15 protein-coding genes are annotated in these 16,192 nt (G+C 46.2%); 14 read left to right on the top strand and 1 reads right to left on the bottom strand.

What is annotated here, in order from left to right; all coding sequences use genetic code 11:
- Nucleotide 1 precedes the first annotated feature (1 nt).
- From VSQ61_RS18450 to VSQ61_RS18515, 14 genes are all read left to right on the top strand, one after another.
- Nucleotides 2-2,893 (top strand): penicillin-binding transpeptidase domain-containing protein, encoded by a 2,892-nt coding sequence (locus VSQ61_RS18450; RefSeq protein ID WP_334345858.1) that lies wholly within the window; start codon nucleotides 2-4, stop codon nucleotides 2,891-2,893.
- Nucleotides 2,894-2,904: 11 nt separating this feature from the next.
- Nucleotides 2,905-3,597, top strand: a complete 693-nt coding sequence (gene minC / locus VSQ61_RS18455) for a septum site-determining protein MinC (protein ID WP_334345859.1) — start codon at nucleotides 2,905-2,907, stop codon at nucleotides 3,595-3,597.
- Nucleotides 3,598-3,634: 37 nt separating this feature from the next.
- Nucleotides 3,635-4,420 (top strand): septum site-determining protein MinD, encoded by a 786-nt coding sequence (gene minD / locus VSQ61_RS18460; protein WP_334345860.1) that lies wholly within the window; start codon nucleotides 3,635-3,637, stop codon nucleotides 4,418-4,420.
- An 18-nt stretch (nucleotides 4,421-4,438) separates the two neighbouring features.
- Nucleotides 4,439-4,720, top strand: a complete 282-nt coding sequence (minE, locus tag VSQ61_RS18465) for a cell division topological specificity factor MinE (protein WP_334345861.1) — start codon at nucleotides 4,439-4,441, stop codon at nucleotides 4,718-4,720.
- A 13-nt stretch (nucleotides 4,721-4,733) separates the two neighbouring features.
- Entirely contained in the window at nucleotides 4,734-5,858 is a 1,125-nt protein-coding gene (locus tag VSQ61_RS18470) for an FtsW/RodA/SpoVE family cell cycle protein (RefSeq protein ID WP_334345862.1), read from the top strand.
- Nucleotides 5,859-5,873: 15 nt separating this feature from the next.
- Nucleotides 5,874-6,269: a methylglyoxal synthase gene (locus tag VSQ61_RS18475; protein WP_334345863.1), complete on the top strand. Its 396-nt coding sequence runs from the start codon at nucleotides 5,874-5,876 to the stop codon at nucleotides 6,267-6,269.
- A 101-nt stretch (nucleotides 6,270-6,370) separates the two neighbouring features.
- Nucleotides 6,371-6,790, top strand: coding sequence for a twitching motility protein PilT (locus tag VSQ61_RS18480; RefSeq protein ID WP_334345864.1), 420 nt, complete (start codon nucleotides 6,371-6,373; stop codon nucleotides 6,788-6,790).
- A gap of 112 nt (nucleotides 6,791-6,902) precedes the next feature.
- On the top strand, nucleotides 6,903-8,369 hold the full coding sequence (locus tag VSQ61_RS18485; RefSeq protein ID WP_334345865.1) for a biotin/lipoyl attachment domain-containing protein: 1,467 nt from the start codon (nucleotides 6,903-6,905) through the stop codon (nucleotides 8,367-8,369).
- A gap of 266 nt (nucleotides 8,370-8,635) precedes the next feature.
- The gene (locus tag VSQ61_RS18490; RefSeq protein ID WP_334345866.1) at nucleotides 8,636-9,325 is read left to right on the top strand and encodes a YggS family pyridoxal phosphate-dependent enzyme; all 690 of its coding nucleotides are present in this window, start codon (nucleotides 8,636-8,638) and stop codon (nucleotides 9,323-9,325) included.
- Between the two features lie 15 nt (nucleotides 9,326-9,340).
- Entirely contained in the window at nucleotides 9,341-9,865 is a 525-nt protein-coding gene (locus VSQ61_RS18495) for a cell division protein SepF (RefSeq protein WP_334345867.1), read from the top strand.
- A 4-nt stretch (nucleotides 9,866-9,869) separates the two neighbouring features.
- The gene (locus VSQ61_RS18500; protein ID WP_334345868.1) at nucleotides 9,870-10,625 is read left to right on the top strand and encodes a YlmH family RNA-binding protein; all 756 of its coding nucleotides are present in this window, start codon (nucleotides 9,870-9,872) and stop codon (nucleotides 10,623-10,625) included.
- A gap of 58 nt (nucleotides 10,626-10,683) precedes the next feature.
- Nucleotides 10,684-11,790 carry a 3-dehydroquinate synthase gene (aroB, locus tag VSQ61_RS18505; RefSeq protein ID WP_334345869.1) on the top strand — a complete coding sequence of 369 codons (1,107 nt, stop codon included), beginning with the start codon at nucleotides 10,684-10,686 and terminating at the stop codon, nucleotides 11,788-11,790.
- Between the two features lies 1 nt (nucleotide 11,791).
- Nucleotides 11,792-12,334 (top strand): signal peptidase II, encoded by a 543-nt coding sequence (lspA, locus tag VSQ61_RS18510; RefSeq protein ID WP_334345870.1) that lies wholly within the window; start codon nucleotides 11,792-11,794, stop codon nucleotides 12,332-12,334.
- Nucleotides 12,312-13,232: an RluA family pseudouridine synthase gene (locus VSQ61_RS18515; protein WP_334345871.1), complete on the top strand. Its 921-nt coding sequence runs from the start codon at nucleotides 12,312-12,314 to the stop codon at nucleotides 13,230-13,232. The genes lspA and VSQ61_RS18515 overlap by 23 nt, the downstream gene beginning before the upstream one ends.
- Before the next feature lie 67 nt (nucleotides 13,233-13,299).
- Here VSQ61_RS18515 and VSQ61_RS18520 read toward each other — a convergent pair whose 3' ends face one another.
- Nucleotides 13,300-16,113, bottom strand: a complete 2,814-nt coding sequence (locus VSQ61_RS18520) for a YfhO family protein (RefSeq protein WP_334345872.1) — start codon at nucleotides 16,111-16,113, stop codon at nucleotides 13,300-13,302.
- Nucleotides 16,114-16,192 lie beyond the last annotated feature (79 nt).

Consider the following 16,192-nt stretch of genomic DNA (forward strand, 5'->3'; position numbering starts at 1 on the left):
ATTGTTAAGAGATTTCAAAGAAGCTTTGTGGAATATTATAAAATCCAGAATTTTTCTGCTGATGGTTGTGTTTATCGTTATGTTTGCCATTCTGCTTCAGAGGGTGTTTTATCTGCAGATTGTAAAGGGAGAGGACTATCAGGATACGTTTTCTCTGATGACGGAGCGAGAGGTTTCTTTGGCCAGCACCCGAGGCGACATTTATGATCGAAATGGAAATGTGCTGGCCTACAGTGAGATTTCTTATTCCGTAACAATTCAGGATAATGGTACCTACCCCAATAACAAGACAAAAAATGCTCAGTTGAATCAGACGATCTACCGACTAATCAGATTGATTGAGAAGAACGGCGATCAGGTGATAAGCGATCTGGGAGTGGTCTATGAAAATGGAAGGTTTAACTTTACCCTGGAGGGAAATGCCCTGCTTCGATTTAAAGCGGATGTTTATGGGAAGAATAAGATTAGTGATTTGGAGGCAAAGCAGGAGCTTGCGGACGCCGGGCAGGTAATGGAATATCTCTGCGAGGAGCGCTATGGAATCAAAGCATCCTACACGGAAAAGGAGCAGGAGGATTATGGGCTGGCTATCACGGGTTATACGCCGGAGGAGCAGCTTAAGATTGCCACTATCCGGTATTCCATGGCTTCCAACAGCTATAAGCGCTATGTGGCTACTACCGTGGCTGTCAACGTGTCGGAGGAAACTGTGGCAGCTGTGTTAGAGAATCAGGACAGTCTCCAGGGGGCGGACATTGAACAAAGCAGCCGCCGGATTTATCTGGATAGTGAGTATTTTTCCCCAATTATCGGCTACATTGGGAAGGCTTCTCAGGAGGAGCTGGATGCTCTGCAGGCAGAGAATCCGGACTATGAACTGAATGACATTGTGGGAAAGGCCGGCATTGAGCAGTATATGGAGACATCGCTCCAAGGCTCCAAGGGCTATGAAAGGATGTATGTGGACAGCGTGGGACGGGTGCTGAAGGTGGTGGAGAGCAAGGACCCGGTTCCGGGCAACAACATTTATCTTACCATTGACAGAGAACTGCAGATTGCCATTTACAATCTGATTGAGCAGAAGCTGGCAGGTATTCTTATTAGTAAGATTGATAATATAAAAGAGTATATACCAGGGCCAAATGCCAGTGCAGAAAGAATCCGGATTCCAATCTATGATGTATATTATACATTAATCGAAAACCATATTATTGATATTGGAAGATTTTCAGGAGAGGATGCAACGGAGCTGGAGCGCAGTATCTATGAGCGTTTCCTGGGGAAGAGGGAGAGGGCGATAGGGGCGCTTCTGGCTGAATTGAATACGGAGAGTCCCACAGCCTATCAGGATCTCTCCAAGGAAATGATGAATTATATGAGTTATCTGGTGTCAGATGTGCTTATGGGAGAGAACCAGGTGCTGATGAGCAGTGCAGTGGATACATCGGATCCCACTTATATTGCATGGACAACAGATGAGACCATCAGTCTTCAGGAGTACTTAAAGTATGCCATTTCCATGAACTGGATTGACGTAACAAAGATTTCCGGAGAAAATCCCTATCTGGATTCTCAGGAGATCTATCAATCTGTTTTGGACTATATGGAAGAATATCTGGCAGAGGATGATACCTTCTTAAGAATGCTCTATAAATATATGATTTTGGAAGATCTTGTTACCGGAAAGGAAATTTCTCTTTTATTATATGAGCAAGGTGTGTTAGAATATGATCAGGAAACAATTTCCAAATTGAATTCTAACCAAATGACGGCTTACAACTTTATGATAGAGAAGATTCGAAATCTGGAGATTACCCCTGCCCAGCTGGCACTTGAGCCATGCAGCGCCGGCGTGGTTGTGGTGGATGTGAATACAGGGGATACGCTTGCCTGTGTTACTTATCCAAGTTATGACAATAACCGTCTGACGAATGTGATGGATTCTGCTTATTTTGGCAGTCTTCAGCAGGATTTGTCATCCCCCTTTGTAAACCGGGCCACCCAGGAGAATCTGGCTCCGGGTTCGACCTTTAAACCTGTAGTAGCTGTTGCAGGGTTGGAGGAAGGAGCTATCACTGTAAGCGAGAATATCTACGGAAGAGGTATTTTTACAGATATTACGGATCAGCCGCCTACCTGCTGGATTTACAATCAGTATGGCGGTCATCATGGAGATGAGAATGTGAGTACAGCCATTCGGGATTCCTGCAACTATTATTTTTATGAGGTAGGCTACCGGCTGGCCGGAGGGAGAACCACCAACACTTACTCCACAGATAAGGGGCTTTCCACATTGGCAAAGTATGCAAGGATGTTTGGGCTGGGGGATAAGTCAGGGCTGGAGATTCCGGAGTATGATCCGCAGATCTCGGATATTGACCCGGTGCGTTCCTCCATCGGACAGGGCACCAACAGCTTTTCCGTGTCCCATATAGCCCGCTATGTGGCTACAGTTGCCAATCGGGGTAATTGCTACAACCTGACCCTCCTAGACCGCATGGAGACTACGGATGGAAATTTGGTTGAAGACTATAAGCCGGAGCTTTTGAACAGGGTGGAGATTTCCGACAGTACCTGGGATGCAGTACAGAGCGGCATGCGCATGGTAGCGGAAAACACCGCTTCTTTGAACGGCCTGGGGATTACGCTGGCCGGCAAGACAGGTACGGCTCAGCAGAGCAAGAGTCATCCCAACCATGCATTATTTGTAAGTTATGCGCCTTTTGAGCAGCCGGAGATTGCTATGGCCGTCCGGATTGCCAACGGATATACTTCCGGAAATGCGGCGGAACTGGGAGCAGATATTTTGAAATATTATTTTAATCTAACAGATGAAGAAGAGCTTATAAGCGGAACCGCCAGTGAGGGAACCGGACAAAATATTGCAGATTAGGAGTGAATACGATGGCAAACCAATCGGTTATTATAAAAAGTAATAAATACGGATTGATTGTGATTTTGGATGCAAAGCTTTCCTTTGAAGATTTAACAAGGGAGGTGGCGGACAAGTTCCATTCCTCTGCCAAATTTTTCGGAGAGGCCCAGATGGCAGTCTGCTTTCAGGGGCGGGATTTGACCCTGGATGAGGAGATGACGCTGGCGGAGACTATATCAAACAGCTGCCGGATACAGATAGTCAGCATTATTGATGAAAATAAGGATCTGGAGGAGAAAATGCAGAAGGCTCTGGAACAGAAGGAAGAAGAAGCGGGAGATCTGATGAATCTGCAGGACGGACGCTTCTATAAAGGAACCCTGCGCTCCGGTCAGGTATTGGAGTCCGAGACCAGTGTGATTATTCTGGGAGACGTGAATCCGGGAGCCCGGGTCATATCAAAGGGCAATGTGATTGTGTTAGGCAGCTTAAAAGGTAATGTGTTTGTAGGAGCCGCAGGTAATGAGGCGGCTTTTGTGGCGGCTCTGTCCATGGATCCCATGCAGATCCGTATCGGGGATGTGATTGCCCGCTGCTCCGACGGCACTGCGGCAAAGAAAAGGAAGAAAACGGCGGATACGCCGAAGATTGCCTATGTGGAGGACGGGAATATCTATATTGAGCCTATCACCAAAGAGGTTTTAAATGAGATAGATTTGTAATGGAAACAATAATTTATGAGTTGGAGGAAGAATTTGTATGAGTGAGGTAATTGTAATTACATCCGGAAAAGGCGGCGTGGGAAAAACCACTTCTACGGCGAATATTGGTACAGGGCTTGCAAAGCTGGGAAAGAATGTTGTGATGATTGATACGGATATCGGCCTTCGGAATCTGGATGTAGTCATGGGTCTGGAGAACCGGATTGTATACAATCTGGTGGATGTAGTAGAAGGAAACTGCCGCATTAAGCAGGCGCTTATCAAGGACAAGCGTTATCCCAACTTAGCACTTCTTCCGTCAGCTCAGACCAGAGACAAGACGGCGGTGAACCCGGAGCAGATGGTGAAGCTGATTGACGAACTGCGGACAGAATTTGAGTACATACTGCTGGATTGTCCGGCAGGAATTGAGCAGGGCTTTAAGAATGCCATAGCTGCTGCAGACAGGGCCATTATTGTAACTACTCCGGAGGTTTCCGCTATTCGTGACGCAGACCGCATCATCGGACTTCTGGAAGCCAATGAGATCCATAAGATTGACTTGATTGTAAACAGGCTCCGGATGGATATGGTGAAACGGGGCGACATGATGTCCATTGAGGATGTGATTGATATTCTGGCCATTGATTTGATTGGTGCAGTTCCGGATGATGAGAGCATTGTTATTGCCACCAACCAGGGAGAGCCGCTGGCCGGCGATTCTTCTATGGCAGGAACTGCTTATATGAATATCTGCAAGCGTGTTCTGGGTGAGGAGGTTCCCCTGATGAATCTGGAGGTCAATAGTGGGTTCTTTGCTAAAGTTGCAAAACTGTTTAAATAATCAAAGGGGGAAAGTAGAATGGCTTTAATGGATTTTTTCCGAAAAAAAAGCTCGGGTGATGTGGCAAAAGACCGTCTGAAGCTGCTATTGATTTCAGATCGGGCAAACTGTTCCCCTGAGATTATGGAACTCATCAAGAATGATATTATTAAGGTGATTTCCAAATACATGGAGATTGACTGTGACGGATTGGATATTCAGATAACACAGACGGAGTCAGACGGACAGAACGGTCATGTGCCGGCTCTGTGCGCCAACATTCCGATTAAGGATATGAAGCACGGCTTGGAGCAGCGATAGTTAGAGGAGTATTATGTTTAAACAGTATCGGCTTAGAGATTACAGATTCAGACTTATACTTTATGTGTATGCAATCAGCATCATCGGCATTATGGTAATCGGAAGCGCCCGGAAGTCTGTACAGAGCCAGCAGATCTTAGGTCTGGCTCTGGGGACAGTTGCAATGCTTGTGATTTCTGTACTTGACTATATTTGGATTTTGAAATTTTACTGGCTGATCTATGTGTTTAATATTGCTTTGCTTGCTATGGTTAAGATTCCTTTTGTGGGCATTGAACCTTTTGGAAAAGAGGTCAACGGAGCTACCAGATGGCTGAATATCGTCGGATTTCAGTTTCAGCCCTCAGAGCTTTCCAAGCTGTTGCTGATCCTGTTTTTTTCAAGATTTTTTGAGAAATATAAGGAGCATCTGAATACCTGGAAGATTCTGATTATCACGGCAGCACTGTTCGGAATTCCGGCGGTTTTTATTGTGAAGCAGCCAGATTTGTCAACAACGATTTCAATTACTGTGATCTTCCTGATCCTTTTGTTTATCGGAGGCTTGAGCTATAAGATTATTGGTGCAGCTATTGCAGTAGGAGTTCCCGCTGTGCTTGTTTTTATCAGCCTGATTCTTCAGCCGGATCAGGAGATTTTGGATGATTATGCATTCCGTCGTATTATGGCATGGCTGGATCCTGCCAGATATGCGGATGATGCCTATCAGCAGCAAAATTCCATCATAGCCATTGGATCCGGACAGTTGGTGGGAAAAGGGCTGAATAACAACTCTGTATCTTCCGTAAAGAACGGAAGCTTTATTGCAGAGCCCCAGACGGATTTTATCTTTGCTGTGACAGGGGAAGAACTTGGATTTATTGGCTGTGCAACAATTATTTTACTATTGGCTTTAATTGTGATAGAATGTATATGGATTGGCAAACGTTCCAGAGAGTTTTCCGGAACCCTTATCTGCTGTGGGGTGGCAGGGTATATCGGATTCCAGAGCTTTGTAAATATCTGTGTGGCGACAGGGATTATGCCCAACACGGGGATTCCTCTGCCTTTCGTCAGTTACGGACTTACGTCTCTGGTCACGTTATTTATGGCAATAGGTTTTGTTTTAAATGTCGGCTTGCAGCCGAAAAAATATTAAATTGGGGGTGTTCGCATGAACATTGGATTAATTGCACATGATGCAAAAAAGAAATTGATGCAGAATTTCTGTATTGCGTACAGGGGGATTTTATGTAAACACAGTCTGTACGCCACCGGAACTACCGGAAGATTAATTGTAGAAGTGACAAATTTAAGTGTGCACAAGTATCTCGCTGGTCATCTTGGGGGAGAACAACAGCTTGCGGCACAGATTGAGCACAATCAGATTGATTTGCTGATTTTCCTTCGGGATCCTTCTGAGCCAAAGAAGCATGAGCCGGATGTGAATAATGTCATACGACTTTGTGATACCTACAATATTCCTATGGCTACGAATCTGGCCACAGCGGAATTGTTAATCAAGGCCCTGGATCGGGGTGATATGGAGTGGAGAGAGCTCTATGTATAGGCCCACAGAAATAGGTTGTCTTTTCTGCATGAATAGACTATAATATTACCATATAAAAATGAGATATTTAAATATAATAGAAACCCAAGGAGGACAAGGCTATGGTACAGTTAATCATCGGAAATAAGGGAGATGGAAAGACAAAGCATTTACTGGATAGAGTGAACAGTCAGATCAAGACAGCATCGGGAAATATCGTATATTTGGACAAGAGCACTAAGCATATGCATGAGCTTAACAATAAGGTTCGCCTGATCAACGTAAAGGATTATCCTTTAAAGAACAGTGACGAGTTTATCGGGTTTATCTGCGGAATCATTTCTCAGGACTATGATTTGGAACAGGTATATCTGGATAGTTTTTTGAAGATTGCATATCTGGAGCACAAGGATTTGACCGATGCACTGACACAGCTCAACCAGATCAGCGAGCAGTTTAAGGTAGATTTCTGCATCAGCATCTCCGTAGAGGAAAAGGATTTACCGGATTTTGCAAAAGAGCAGGTTCTTATTTCCTGTTAAGATACGATACATAAGAGAGGGGGCTGTCTGACTTGCGGCAGCCCCACATTTACTATATAATGGGAAAAGATTCATCAACAGCGCCGCAGCAGGGTTAGAAGGGGTTATATTCGTGACGGGTTCCAGAAAAAAGAATAAAAAGATTATCAAATACCGGCGCCCTATGAACATCGGCGTTGTATTTTTTGGGTTTATAGCAGTTTATCTGATTATTTGCGTATATATGTTTTTTAATTCCACTCATATTTCCGGTTATGAGGTGATAGCAGGCAATCTGGCGGCGGACTATCACTATACGGGAATTGCCCTGCGGACAGAGCAGGTTTTCCAGTCAGAAAAGCCGGGATATGTCAGCTACTACGCCAGAGAGGGCGAAAAGGTGTCAGTGAATTCTGCTGTGTATACTGTGGATGAGAGCGGCCGGATGGCTCAGCTTATGAAGGACAGCGCCGAGGATCTGAGCTTAAGTGAAGAGGATTACAGTCAGCTTCGAAGTGAGATAGCAGCTTATATGAGTAATATCTCGGACATGAACTTTTCGGAAGTCTACGATTTTAAAACAAGCATTGACGCAAGTATTCTGGATTTGATGAATCAAAATATGATTGCCCAGCTTGACAGCGCTGCTGAGAGCGGAGGGAATACCTTTGCCAGCTATAATGCGGCAGCCTCCGGAGTAGTGGAGTATTATGTGGACGGCTTTGAGAACGCTTCTCTGGAATCCCTGAGCAGCGAGTGGTTTGACGAAGAGGCGTATGAGAGAACCAACCTCCGCACAGAGGAGCTGGTAGGGCAGGGAGAGCCCGTGTATAAGCTGGTTACAGAGGAAGCATGGAGGATTGTGTTCCCCCTGGATGAAGAGATGGAGACATATCTTCTGGACAAGATTCGGGAAAACCAGCGGACTACAGAGGATGGCACTATTATTCAAAATACGACCTATATTGAGATCCGAATGGATCAGGACAAGCAGGAATTGTGGCCCTCGGTGACAGTAGAGTATCGGGAGGGTAAGGCTTACGGTGTGCTGGAGTTTATCAATTCCATGATTCGTTATGCCAATGACCGGTTCCTGACTTTTGAGATACTAAGGGATGAGACATCAGGGCTTAAGATTCCCAAGACGGCAGTGACAGAGAAGGAATTTTTTGTAATTGATAAGAATTACATTACAACCTCCGGTTCGGACAACAATATGGGTTTTATGAAGCAGACCGTTGGAGAGGATGGAAGCAGTCAGGCGCAATTTGTAAACAGTACCATTTATTATCAGGATGAAGAATACGCTTATGTGGATCCGAAAGAAGAGAATTTCGGCACTTCGGAGAAGCTGCTTCAGAACGGAGATCTGCTGATTCGGACAGATTCCGCAGAATTCTATCAGGTGGGGCAGACTGCCATGCTTAAGGGCGTTTACAATATAAATAAAGGCTATACTGTATTTCGGCAGATCCAGGTGCTCTATGAGAATGAGGAATACTGTATCGTAAAGGAGGGCACCAGCTATGGGCTGTCTGTTTACGATCATATTGTGCTGAATGCGGATACGGTAGATGAGGATGAAGTAATCTATGATTAGAGATTATAATGAAAGTTTCTCTCATTACAGGTGTGCCGAAGTGACTTTACCCTTTAGTACCGCCCAGTAGCAACTTAAGATAGTCCAGCTAAGAAATGTCAAGTGTTTTAAGAAATATTTTATGCTGGACGGTAAAGTCTCAAAGGTGCACGAGAGGAACTTTCATGAGTGCCCTTTCGAATGAAAGTTTCTCTCATTACAGGTGTGCCGAAGTGACTTTACCCTTTAGTACCGTTGCGTAGCAACTTAAGATAGGAGGGACAAAAATGGTAGTTGAAAATCTGGCGGAGGTGGAAAAAAAGATCTGCGCCGCCTGTGAACGGGCAGGACGCAGAAGAGACGAGGTAACACTGATTGCCGTGAGCAAGACAAAGCCCATTTCCATGATTGAAGAACTTCTTCCGGGTGGAACCCGAGATTTTGGAGAAAATAAAGTACAGGAGCTTTGCGAGAAATACGAACAGCTTCCGAAGGACATTCGTTGGCATCTTATCGGACACCTGCAGAGGAATAAGGTGAAATATGCAGTAGATAAAGCCTGCCTGATCCATTCCGTAGACTCCTTAAGGCTGGCGCAGGCTATCAGTGAGGAGGGAGTAAAGAGGCAGATTACCGTTCCTATTCTCATAGAAGTCAATGTGGCAGGCGAAGAAAGCAAGTTTGGCGTATCACCGGAAGAGACAGAATCACTTGTCCAAAATATTGCCAAGCTTCCTGCTGTTTCTATTCAGGGATTGATGACAATTGCCCCATTTGTGGCAGAACCGGAGGAAAATCGTACATATTTTACCAATTTAAAGAAATTATGTGTTGACATAAAAAACAAAAACATTGATAATGTATCTATGAGTGTCTTGTCTATGGGTATGACGGGAGACTATGAAGTTGCGATTGAAGAAGGCGCAACCATGATCCGCGTTGGAACGGGGATTTTTGGAGAACGCAATTATAGTTAGATTGGAGAATGCAGAATGAGTGTAATCGATAAATTCCTGGACGTCATGAAGCTAGGCGGCGATGACGACTACGATGATTATGACGACTATGATGATTTCGATGATGACTACGAAGAAGAAAAGCCGGAAAGAAAGAGCCCATTTCGACGTAAGAAGGAAGAGGTTTACGATGATTATGAGGATGAGCCGTCTTCCAGAGAGCGTACCAAGGTAACACCGATTCGTCAGACACCGAGAAAGCAGGGGAAGGGTATGGAAGTATGCGTAATTAAACCCACAAGTTTTGATGATTGCCGGGAGATTGGCGAGACACTTCTCAGCAACCGCACAGTGGTATTGAATTTTGAAGGTTTGGATGTGGATGTGGCCCAGCGGATCATAGATTTTACATCTGGTGCCTGCTTTGCTATCGGCGGCAACCTGCAGAAGGTGTCCGGAAGCATTTTTCTGGCAACGCCCAGAAATGTAGATATTTCCGGCGACCTGCAGGATATTATCAGCGGCTCCATTGACATCCCTTCTGTGTACGGCAAGTTCTAGAGCGATGACAAAGGAAGAACAGCAATTAGAAAAACGCCTTCTGGATTTGGCAGAGACGGCTTATCAGAGGGGAATAGTGACCTATTCCGATTTCCTGAATCTAAATGAACAGAATATTTTTCACAGTATTCGGCCGAAATTATCCTATCTTAAAACAGAGAGTTTTGGCGGATACGAAACAGCGGAGCGTCAGATAGCAGCCTTTGTTCCTGATGCTCCCCTGTTTTGTTCAGAATATCCCATTGCCTGTGTGAGAATTGTGCCCCTGCAGAAGAAGTTTGCAGAAAAACTGTCTCACAGAGACTATTTGGGTTCTCTTTTGAATCTGGGACTGGATCGTGCCAAGACAGGAGATATTCTGGTGGAGGAAGAACAGGCATATTTATTTTGTCAGGATAAGCTTGCGGATTTTATCTGTGAGAATCTGACCCGTATTCGGCATACGACGGCTATGGCGCAGCAAGTGGGGAGAGAAGACTTTTCCTATGAGCCCAAGGTGCAGGAAATTATGGGTACAATAGCTTCTGTTCGGCTGGACAGCTTGCTGTCACTGGCTTTCAAAGCTTCCAGAAGCAGTCTTACCGGACAGATTGAAGGCGGGAAGGTCTTTGTAAATGGAAGGCTTACAACCTCCAACGGATATCAGCCAAAGGAAGGAGATTTGGTTTCCGTTCGGGGGATGGGGCGTTTTCGCCTTCAAGGGGTTGGAGGACATTCAAAAAAGGGAAGAAGCTATGTAACTCTTTTGAAATATATTTGAGGATTGGCACAGGGGAAGAGGAGATGAGATCTGGTGCCATGACGGGCGAGGTACAAAAATGGATGAGAAGAAAAGTGTAGTTTTGCCAGTGGAAAGAGACGGCCGGTTTTGCTATTCTATTATTTTGGAGGAAGATTTTGGACAGCTTGCCGGTGAGATGGAAAAGCTCGAGATTGCAGAACGTAAGATTTGTATTGTGACGGACAGTCAGGTAGGGCCGCTTTACAGTGAACAGGTACGGCAGGAGCTTTCCGGAGTTTGCAAAAAGGTAACGGTCTATACCATAGAAGCGGGGGAAGAATATAAGACGCTGGATACGGTAAGAGGGCTTTATGAGCACTTGACTCTGGAGCACTTTGATCGTAAGGATATGCTGGCAGCCTTAGGCGGCGGCGTAGTAGGAGACCTGACGGGGTTTACAGCGGCCACATATCTGCGGGGGATTCGTTTTGTCCAAATTCCCACCACTCTTTTGTCTCAGGTGGACAGCAGTATTGGCGGCAAGACAGGAGTGGATTTTGACAGCTATAAAAATATGGTAGGCGCTTTTCATATGCCCAGTCTGGTGTATATGAACCTTTCTGTCCTGAAGACTCTGTCTGAGCGGCAGTTTGCTTCCGGTATGGCGGAGATTTTGAAGCATGGGCTTATTCGAAATGAGGTATACTATAAGTGGCTTCTTAAGAATCAGGCAAGAATCCGGAACAGGGAATATGAAGCGCTGCTTTATATGATTGGGGAAAGTTGCAAGATTAAACGTGCTGTGGTAGAAGCAGATCCTACAGAACAAGGTGAACGTGCTCTTTTGAACTTCGGACATACGGTGGGCCATGCAGTGGAAAAGCTGAAGGACTTCCGGCTGCTTCACGGAGAATGTGTAGCAGTAGGGATTGTTGCGGCAGGGTGGATCTCCTGGCAGAGGGGATTACTGGAGCTGGAAGACCTGGAGGAGATTACAAAAGGACTTCGGACATTTTCCCTTCCTGTGAGCACTGAGGGGCTTGAGGCCGGGAAGGTGGTTGAGACCACACGTTCGGATAAAAAAATGGAGGCGGGAAGCATCAAGTTTGTTCTTCTTAGCCGGATAGGCCAGGCGTTCGTAGATCGGACAGTTACAGAGCAAGAGCTTTTGGATGCGGTTTCGTGGATTTTAGAGGATCGTTGAGATGACAAAAGGAATGAAGTATAATCTGGCAGGCATTGGAGCCGTCGGGGTGCTTACGGCCATTGATCAGTGGACAAAGCGTCTGGCAGTCCTGCATTTAAAGGGGCAGGCGCCCTTCGTGCTGTGGGAGGGTGTATTTGAACTGAATTATCTGGAAAACCGGGGAGCGGCCTTTGGCATTTTTCAGGGACAGAAGGCGGCATTTTTGATATGCACGGTTTTGATTCTGGGGCTGGTAGCCCTCTATTACTGCCGGCTTCCAAAGGGGCGGCGCTTTGCGCCCATACGCCTGGTAGGAATTTTATTAGCGGCCGGCGCTGTTGGAAATATGATTGATCGGGCTGTGAATTCTTATGTAGTCGATTTTTTATATTTTAAACTCATCGATTTTCCTGTCTTTAACGTGGCGGACTGTTATGTGACTGTGGGGGCTGCGCTGCTGGCTCTGTTGATTTTGTTCTATTATAAAGAGGAGGAACTGGAATTTTTCTCTATTAAAAAGAAGGAGAAAGAGGCAGGGGATGGAGAACAAGAGAAGCTATAAAGTGGAAGAAAGGGCAGGACTTCGCATTGACCGATATCTGGCAGAGGAACTGCCGGAGCTTTCACGGTCTTATATACAGAAGATCATAAAGGACGGAGGCGTGTCTCTGTCAGGTAAGCCTTTAAAGGCTAATTACAAAGTGAATCCAGGGGATGTGATTGAACTTGTGCTGCCGCCTGCCGTAGAGCCGGAGATACAGCCAGAGAATCTTCCCTTGGATATTTTATATGAAGATAAAGATGTGATTTTTGTAAATAAGCCGAAGGATATGGTGGTACACCCTTCGGCAGGACATACTTCCGGGACTTTGGTGAATGGGCTTCTATATCATTGCAAGGGGGAGCTTTCGGGAATCAATGGGGTTATGCGGCCGGGAATTGTCCATCGAATCGACAAGGATACTACGGGGGTTTTGATTGTGTGTAAGAATGATCTGGCTCACAATCAAATTGCGGAGCAGCTGAAGGAGCACTCTATTACCCGTCGGTATCGGGCAGTTGTGTGCGGAAATCTGAAGGCAGATGAGGGCTCGGTGGATGCGCCGGTTGGAAGGCATCCGGTGGATCGGAAGCGGATGGCTGTCGTTTCCAGAGGCGGGAAACGGGCTGTTACCCATTACCGAGTGCTGGAGCGGTTTGGCGAGTATACCTATGTGGAATGTGAACTGGAGACTGGCCGGACTCACCAGATTCGGGTGCATATGGCGAGTATTGGACATCCGCTTTTGGGGGATGAGGTTTATGGGAGAGGGAAATCTTCTTTTAGACTTCAGGGGCAGGTTTTGCATGCTATGATTTTGGGGGTTGTTCATCCTTCTACGGGGGAGTATCTGGAGGTGGAGGCGCCATTGCCGGGGTATTTTGCGGAGGTGCTGGAGAAGCTGCGGAAGGGGTGCTGAGAGGAGGACGGGCTGTCTTATTTTGCGGCAGCCCCTGAGCTTGAGGGCGGTAGTTTGGCATTTGAAGTTAGTTGGGCGGTGAGTTGCGCTTCTCTTTCATGAGGGCGCTTTTTGGTTTTAATAGGAAGTATAGAAGCCAGACAACAAGTCCAAGGACAGTGACCAAAAGGCCGGGGATGAGGCCGGGAGTGGTGTAGCGGAGTTCTATGGTATGGGATCCGGCTTCTACCGGGATGGCCATGTACATGGTGTTGGCCTGATGGACGGGGACTGGCTGGCCGTCTGTGAGGGCTGTCCAGCCTTTGGAGTAGGGGATGGACAGGCAGAGGTATTTGGGGTCGGATACGGTGATGGTTCCGGTGATTTGATTGTCGGTAAAGGTTACATTTTCCAGGTGCTCCTGACTGAGAACGGATATCTGATCGGACAAGTGTTCCAGGGGGAGGCTGATAATAGAGATGTCCTGAAAGGTGTAGATTCCCCGGTAGGGCAGGGTTATGGTGATGGTATGCTGGCCTTCCTGTGAATACCCCATGTTGAGCAGAAAGTCGGAACGGTCATAGGAGCTTTCTGTCAGACTGTTGTAATAGCAGAAGGTGGTTTTCAGCACTTCGGAGGTGCAGGTAACAGGAAATCGGGCAATGTCTGGAGCATAGAAGTGGTCAGATTTTTTTTGGCGCTGCTCGTAGGTGTTGAGGGCGGAGCGCTCTTCCTCAAAGAACTGAGCAGTGGGCTCCTGAGTATAGATCTCCCATTCGCTTAAGCTGCGGGCTTCCATTCCACTCAGAAGAAGATAGGTTTCACTTTCGGGAATGCTTTCAAAGGTGAGGGTCAGTTCGGCGCCGTCTGTCATGGCATAGTAGATGCCATCCTGTTCCCAAATATCGGAGCTGCAGGAGATCGCCAGCGGGGCACTCTGTTCTTCGAAGGTTAATTGAGCGGCAGGAGTACCAGCCGGCAGGGAATCACATACAACGCCCTGAAGCAGCGCCTGCTGACGCTGCAGATAGGAGAGGTTTTTGTAGGTATCCAGGGAGATCAGATTTGCAGTGGTGTAGCCAAAGGGCAGGTAGTCTTTGGTTTCGGAGACATAGTAAAGGTCTTCCTGATAATCAAAGAGACGGAGATCCTCAAAGGGGTAGGGCAGGTATTTGTTGGGATCATACTGAACATACCAGCGGACACCTGCCAAAGCATGAAGCTGTGCCCGGTTGTCCAGATTGTCATATTTAAAAGAACGTTCCTCAAAAGGCATGGCAAGTTCATTGAAAAACTGGGTAATGGCTCCATTGGAAAGGCTCCAGTAATAATGAATGCTGTTAGCCTTTTCAATCAAGGTATCATTTCGCACGGGAACCACATCCTGCGCATATCGGCAGAACTCGTCCGGGTCAGTAAGAAAGAGATTTACCATACCAGAGGCAGAGTGGGTCAGAGAAGAGATGCCGTCCCCTTTGTCTACAAACCGGCTCAGATGATTTTCCATATTATTCTGGTAGTAAAAAATGGAATTAGCACAGATATTAATAGAAATCAGCAGAAGCAGACAGCTCTGGGCTCCATGGGGATACTTCCGCACATGGGGAAGGAGATCCGTCAGGAAAAAGAGGGTCAAAAGCACCAGGAACAGAGAGAAAAATGCATGGTCAGATCCGGAGACGGGCAACAGGAACAGAAGGGTTCCATATAACAGAAACAGCAGGAACAGCAGGCATTTTTCTTTGGAGCTGAGGGAAAAGAGCTCCGGCCAGAGAAAGGCAGTAATAAAGGCAATCAGAAAAGAATAGCCAAAATCCCAACGATTGGCAGCATAGGAGAAACCATTCAGGAAGGAACCGGCGGCGGGGATCAGCAGAAGGGCAGTCAAAACCAGAAAGCCTATTTTTAGAGAGAGGAAGCGTTTTCTCTTTAAAAATAGGAGGAAGACGCAGAGCAGGGCAGGTGCGGCGAAGCACAGGTAAGTCCAATAAGAGGAAAAGGAGAGGGAAATGAACTGGTCAAAAAGCTGATCATAGTAATCCCATCCATAAATGGGGGAGTAAGTAAGGCTTGTATCGGAACGTGCGTCAGAGAAAAACTGCAGCAAAACAGGCAGCAAAATAACAGCAGAAATGGCAGTTCCTGTGAGGGAAAAGAATAAAGTCCGTCCCAGACAGTTGCCGAGATCTTTTTTCCAGTTTAAGTGTTTCATGGTGCAAAAACGGATAATAAAGTAAATAACGGTTAAAATCACCAGCATATAAAAGAAATAAAAATTACTCAGAGAGGAGAGGGCTGCCATTGCAATGAGCAGATGTCCTTTTTCCTTATGAAGTACTCGTTCCACTCCTATAAGAAGCAGAGGAAGATAGATCATGGGATTGATAAAATAGGGATGTATAGGGGAAAGAACAATCCCATAACCAGAAAACACATAAATCAGACTTCCGACAAGAGCGGCCATACCCTCCCGCTTCATTCGAAAACAGTAGCAGGAAAAAGCAATGCCGGCAAGATACAGGCGCAGCACAGCCAGAAACCCATACATACCCTCCAAAAAACGGACAGGTGCCAGCAGGGCCAGAAGATTTAGAGGATCGCCGATGACATAATAGTGCAGAGTTGTTAAAATATCAGACCCATAGCCAATGGCAGAATCCCATAGGGGAATGGAAAGCCGATGTTCCGCAATAAGTGTGCGCAGAATGGAAAGTATCCAGCTGCGGAAATAGATCAGGGAATTAAAGTGCTGAGTCAGTCCATCCGGCTTCCAGATGAGAGACTTTCCGTTTTGCACAAAAGGTAAAAATACGACAGCAGATAATAGAAGAAACAGTAAGGTGTAGCAAAGAAAATAAAAACGCCTGCCGGCGGTATTCAATCGGGAGAATAAAGGCTTCATAACAGTTCCTTTCAGCATTTTTTAGATTGCGTGTTACATATGAAAGAAAGCGCATCATATGCTTGAGCATTTATAGTAT

This window comes from Candidatus Merdisoma sp. JLR.KK006 (genome assembly GCF_036941035.1).
Classification (GTDB): Bacteria; Bacillota; Clostridia; order Lachnospirales; family Lachnospiraceae; genus Laedolimicola.

Excerpts from the sequence above, each read along its gene's own strand:
- minE (WP_334345861.1), top strand. The coding sequence starts at position 4,439 with ATGGCTTTAATGGATTTTTTCCGAAAAAAAAGCTCGGGTGATGTGGCA.
- VSQ61_RS18470 (WP_334345862.1), top strand. The coding sequence starts at position 4,734 with ATGTTTAAACAGTATCGGCTTAGAGATTACAGATTCAGACTTATACTT.
- minC (WP_334345859.1), top strand. The coding sequence starts at position 2,905 with ATGGCAAACCAATCGGTTATTATAAAAAGTAATAAATACGGATTGATT.
- VSQ61_RS18500 (WP_334345868.1), top strand. The coding sequence starts at position 9,870 with ATGACAAAGGAAGAACAGCAATTAGAAAAACGCCTTCTGGATTTGGCA.
- VSQ61_RS18495 (WP_334345867.1), top strand. The coding sequence starts at position 9,341 with ATGAGTGTAATCGATAAATTCCTGGACGTCATGAAGCTAGGCGGCGAT.
- VSQ61_RS18490 (WP_334345866.1), top strand. The coding sequence starts at position 8,636 with ATGGTAGTTGAAAATCTGGCGGAGGTGGAAAAAAAGATCTGCGCCGCC.
- VSQ61_RS18475 (WP_334345863.1), top strand. The coding sequence starts at position 5,874 with ATGAACATTGGATTAATTGCACATGATGCAAAAAAGAAATTGATGCAG.
- VSQ61_RS18520 (WP_334345872.1), bottom strand. The coding sequence starts at position 16,113 with ATGAAGCCTTTATTCTCCCGATTGAATACCGCCGGCAGGCGTTTTTAT.
- lspA (WP_334345870.1), top strand. The coding sequence starts at position 11,792 with ATGACAAAAGGAATGAAGTATAATCTGGCAGGCATTGGAGCCGTCGGG.
- aroB (WP_334345869.1), top strand. The coding sequence starts at position 10,684 with ATGGATGAGAAGAAAAGTGTAGTTTTGCCAGTGGAAAGAGACGGCCGG.
- minD (WP_334345860.1), top strand. The coding sequence starts at position 3,635 with ATGAGTGAGGTAATTGTAATTACATCCGGAAAAGGCGGCGTGGGAAAA.
- VSQ61_RS18515 (WP_334345871.1), top strand. The coding sequence starts at position 12,312 with ATGGAGAACAAGAGAAGCTATAAAGTGGAAGAAAGGGCAGGACTTCGC.
- VSQ61_RS18480 (WP_334345864.1), top strand. The coding sequence starts at position 6,371 with ATGGTACAGTTAATCATCGGAAATAAGGGAGATGGAAAGACAAAGCAT.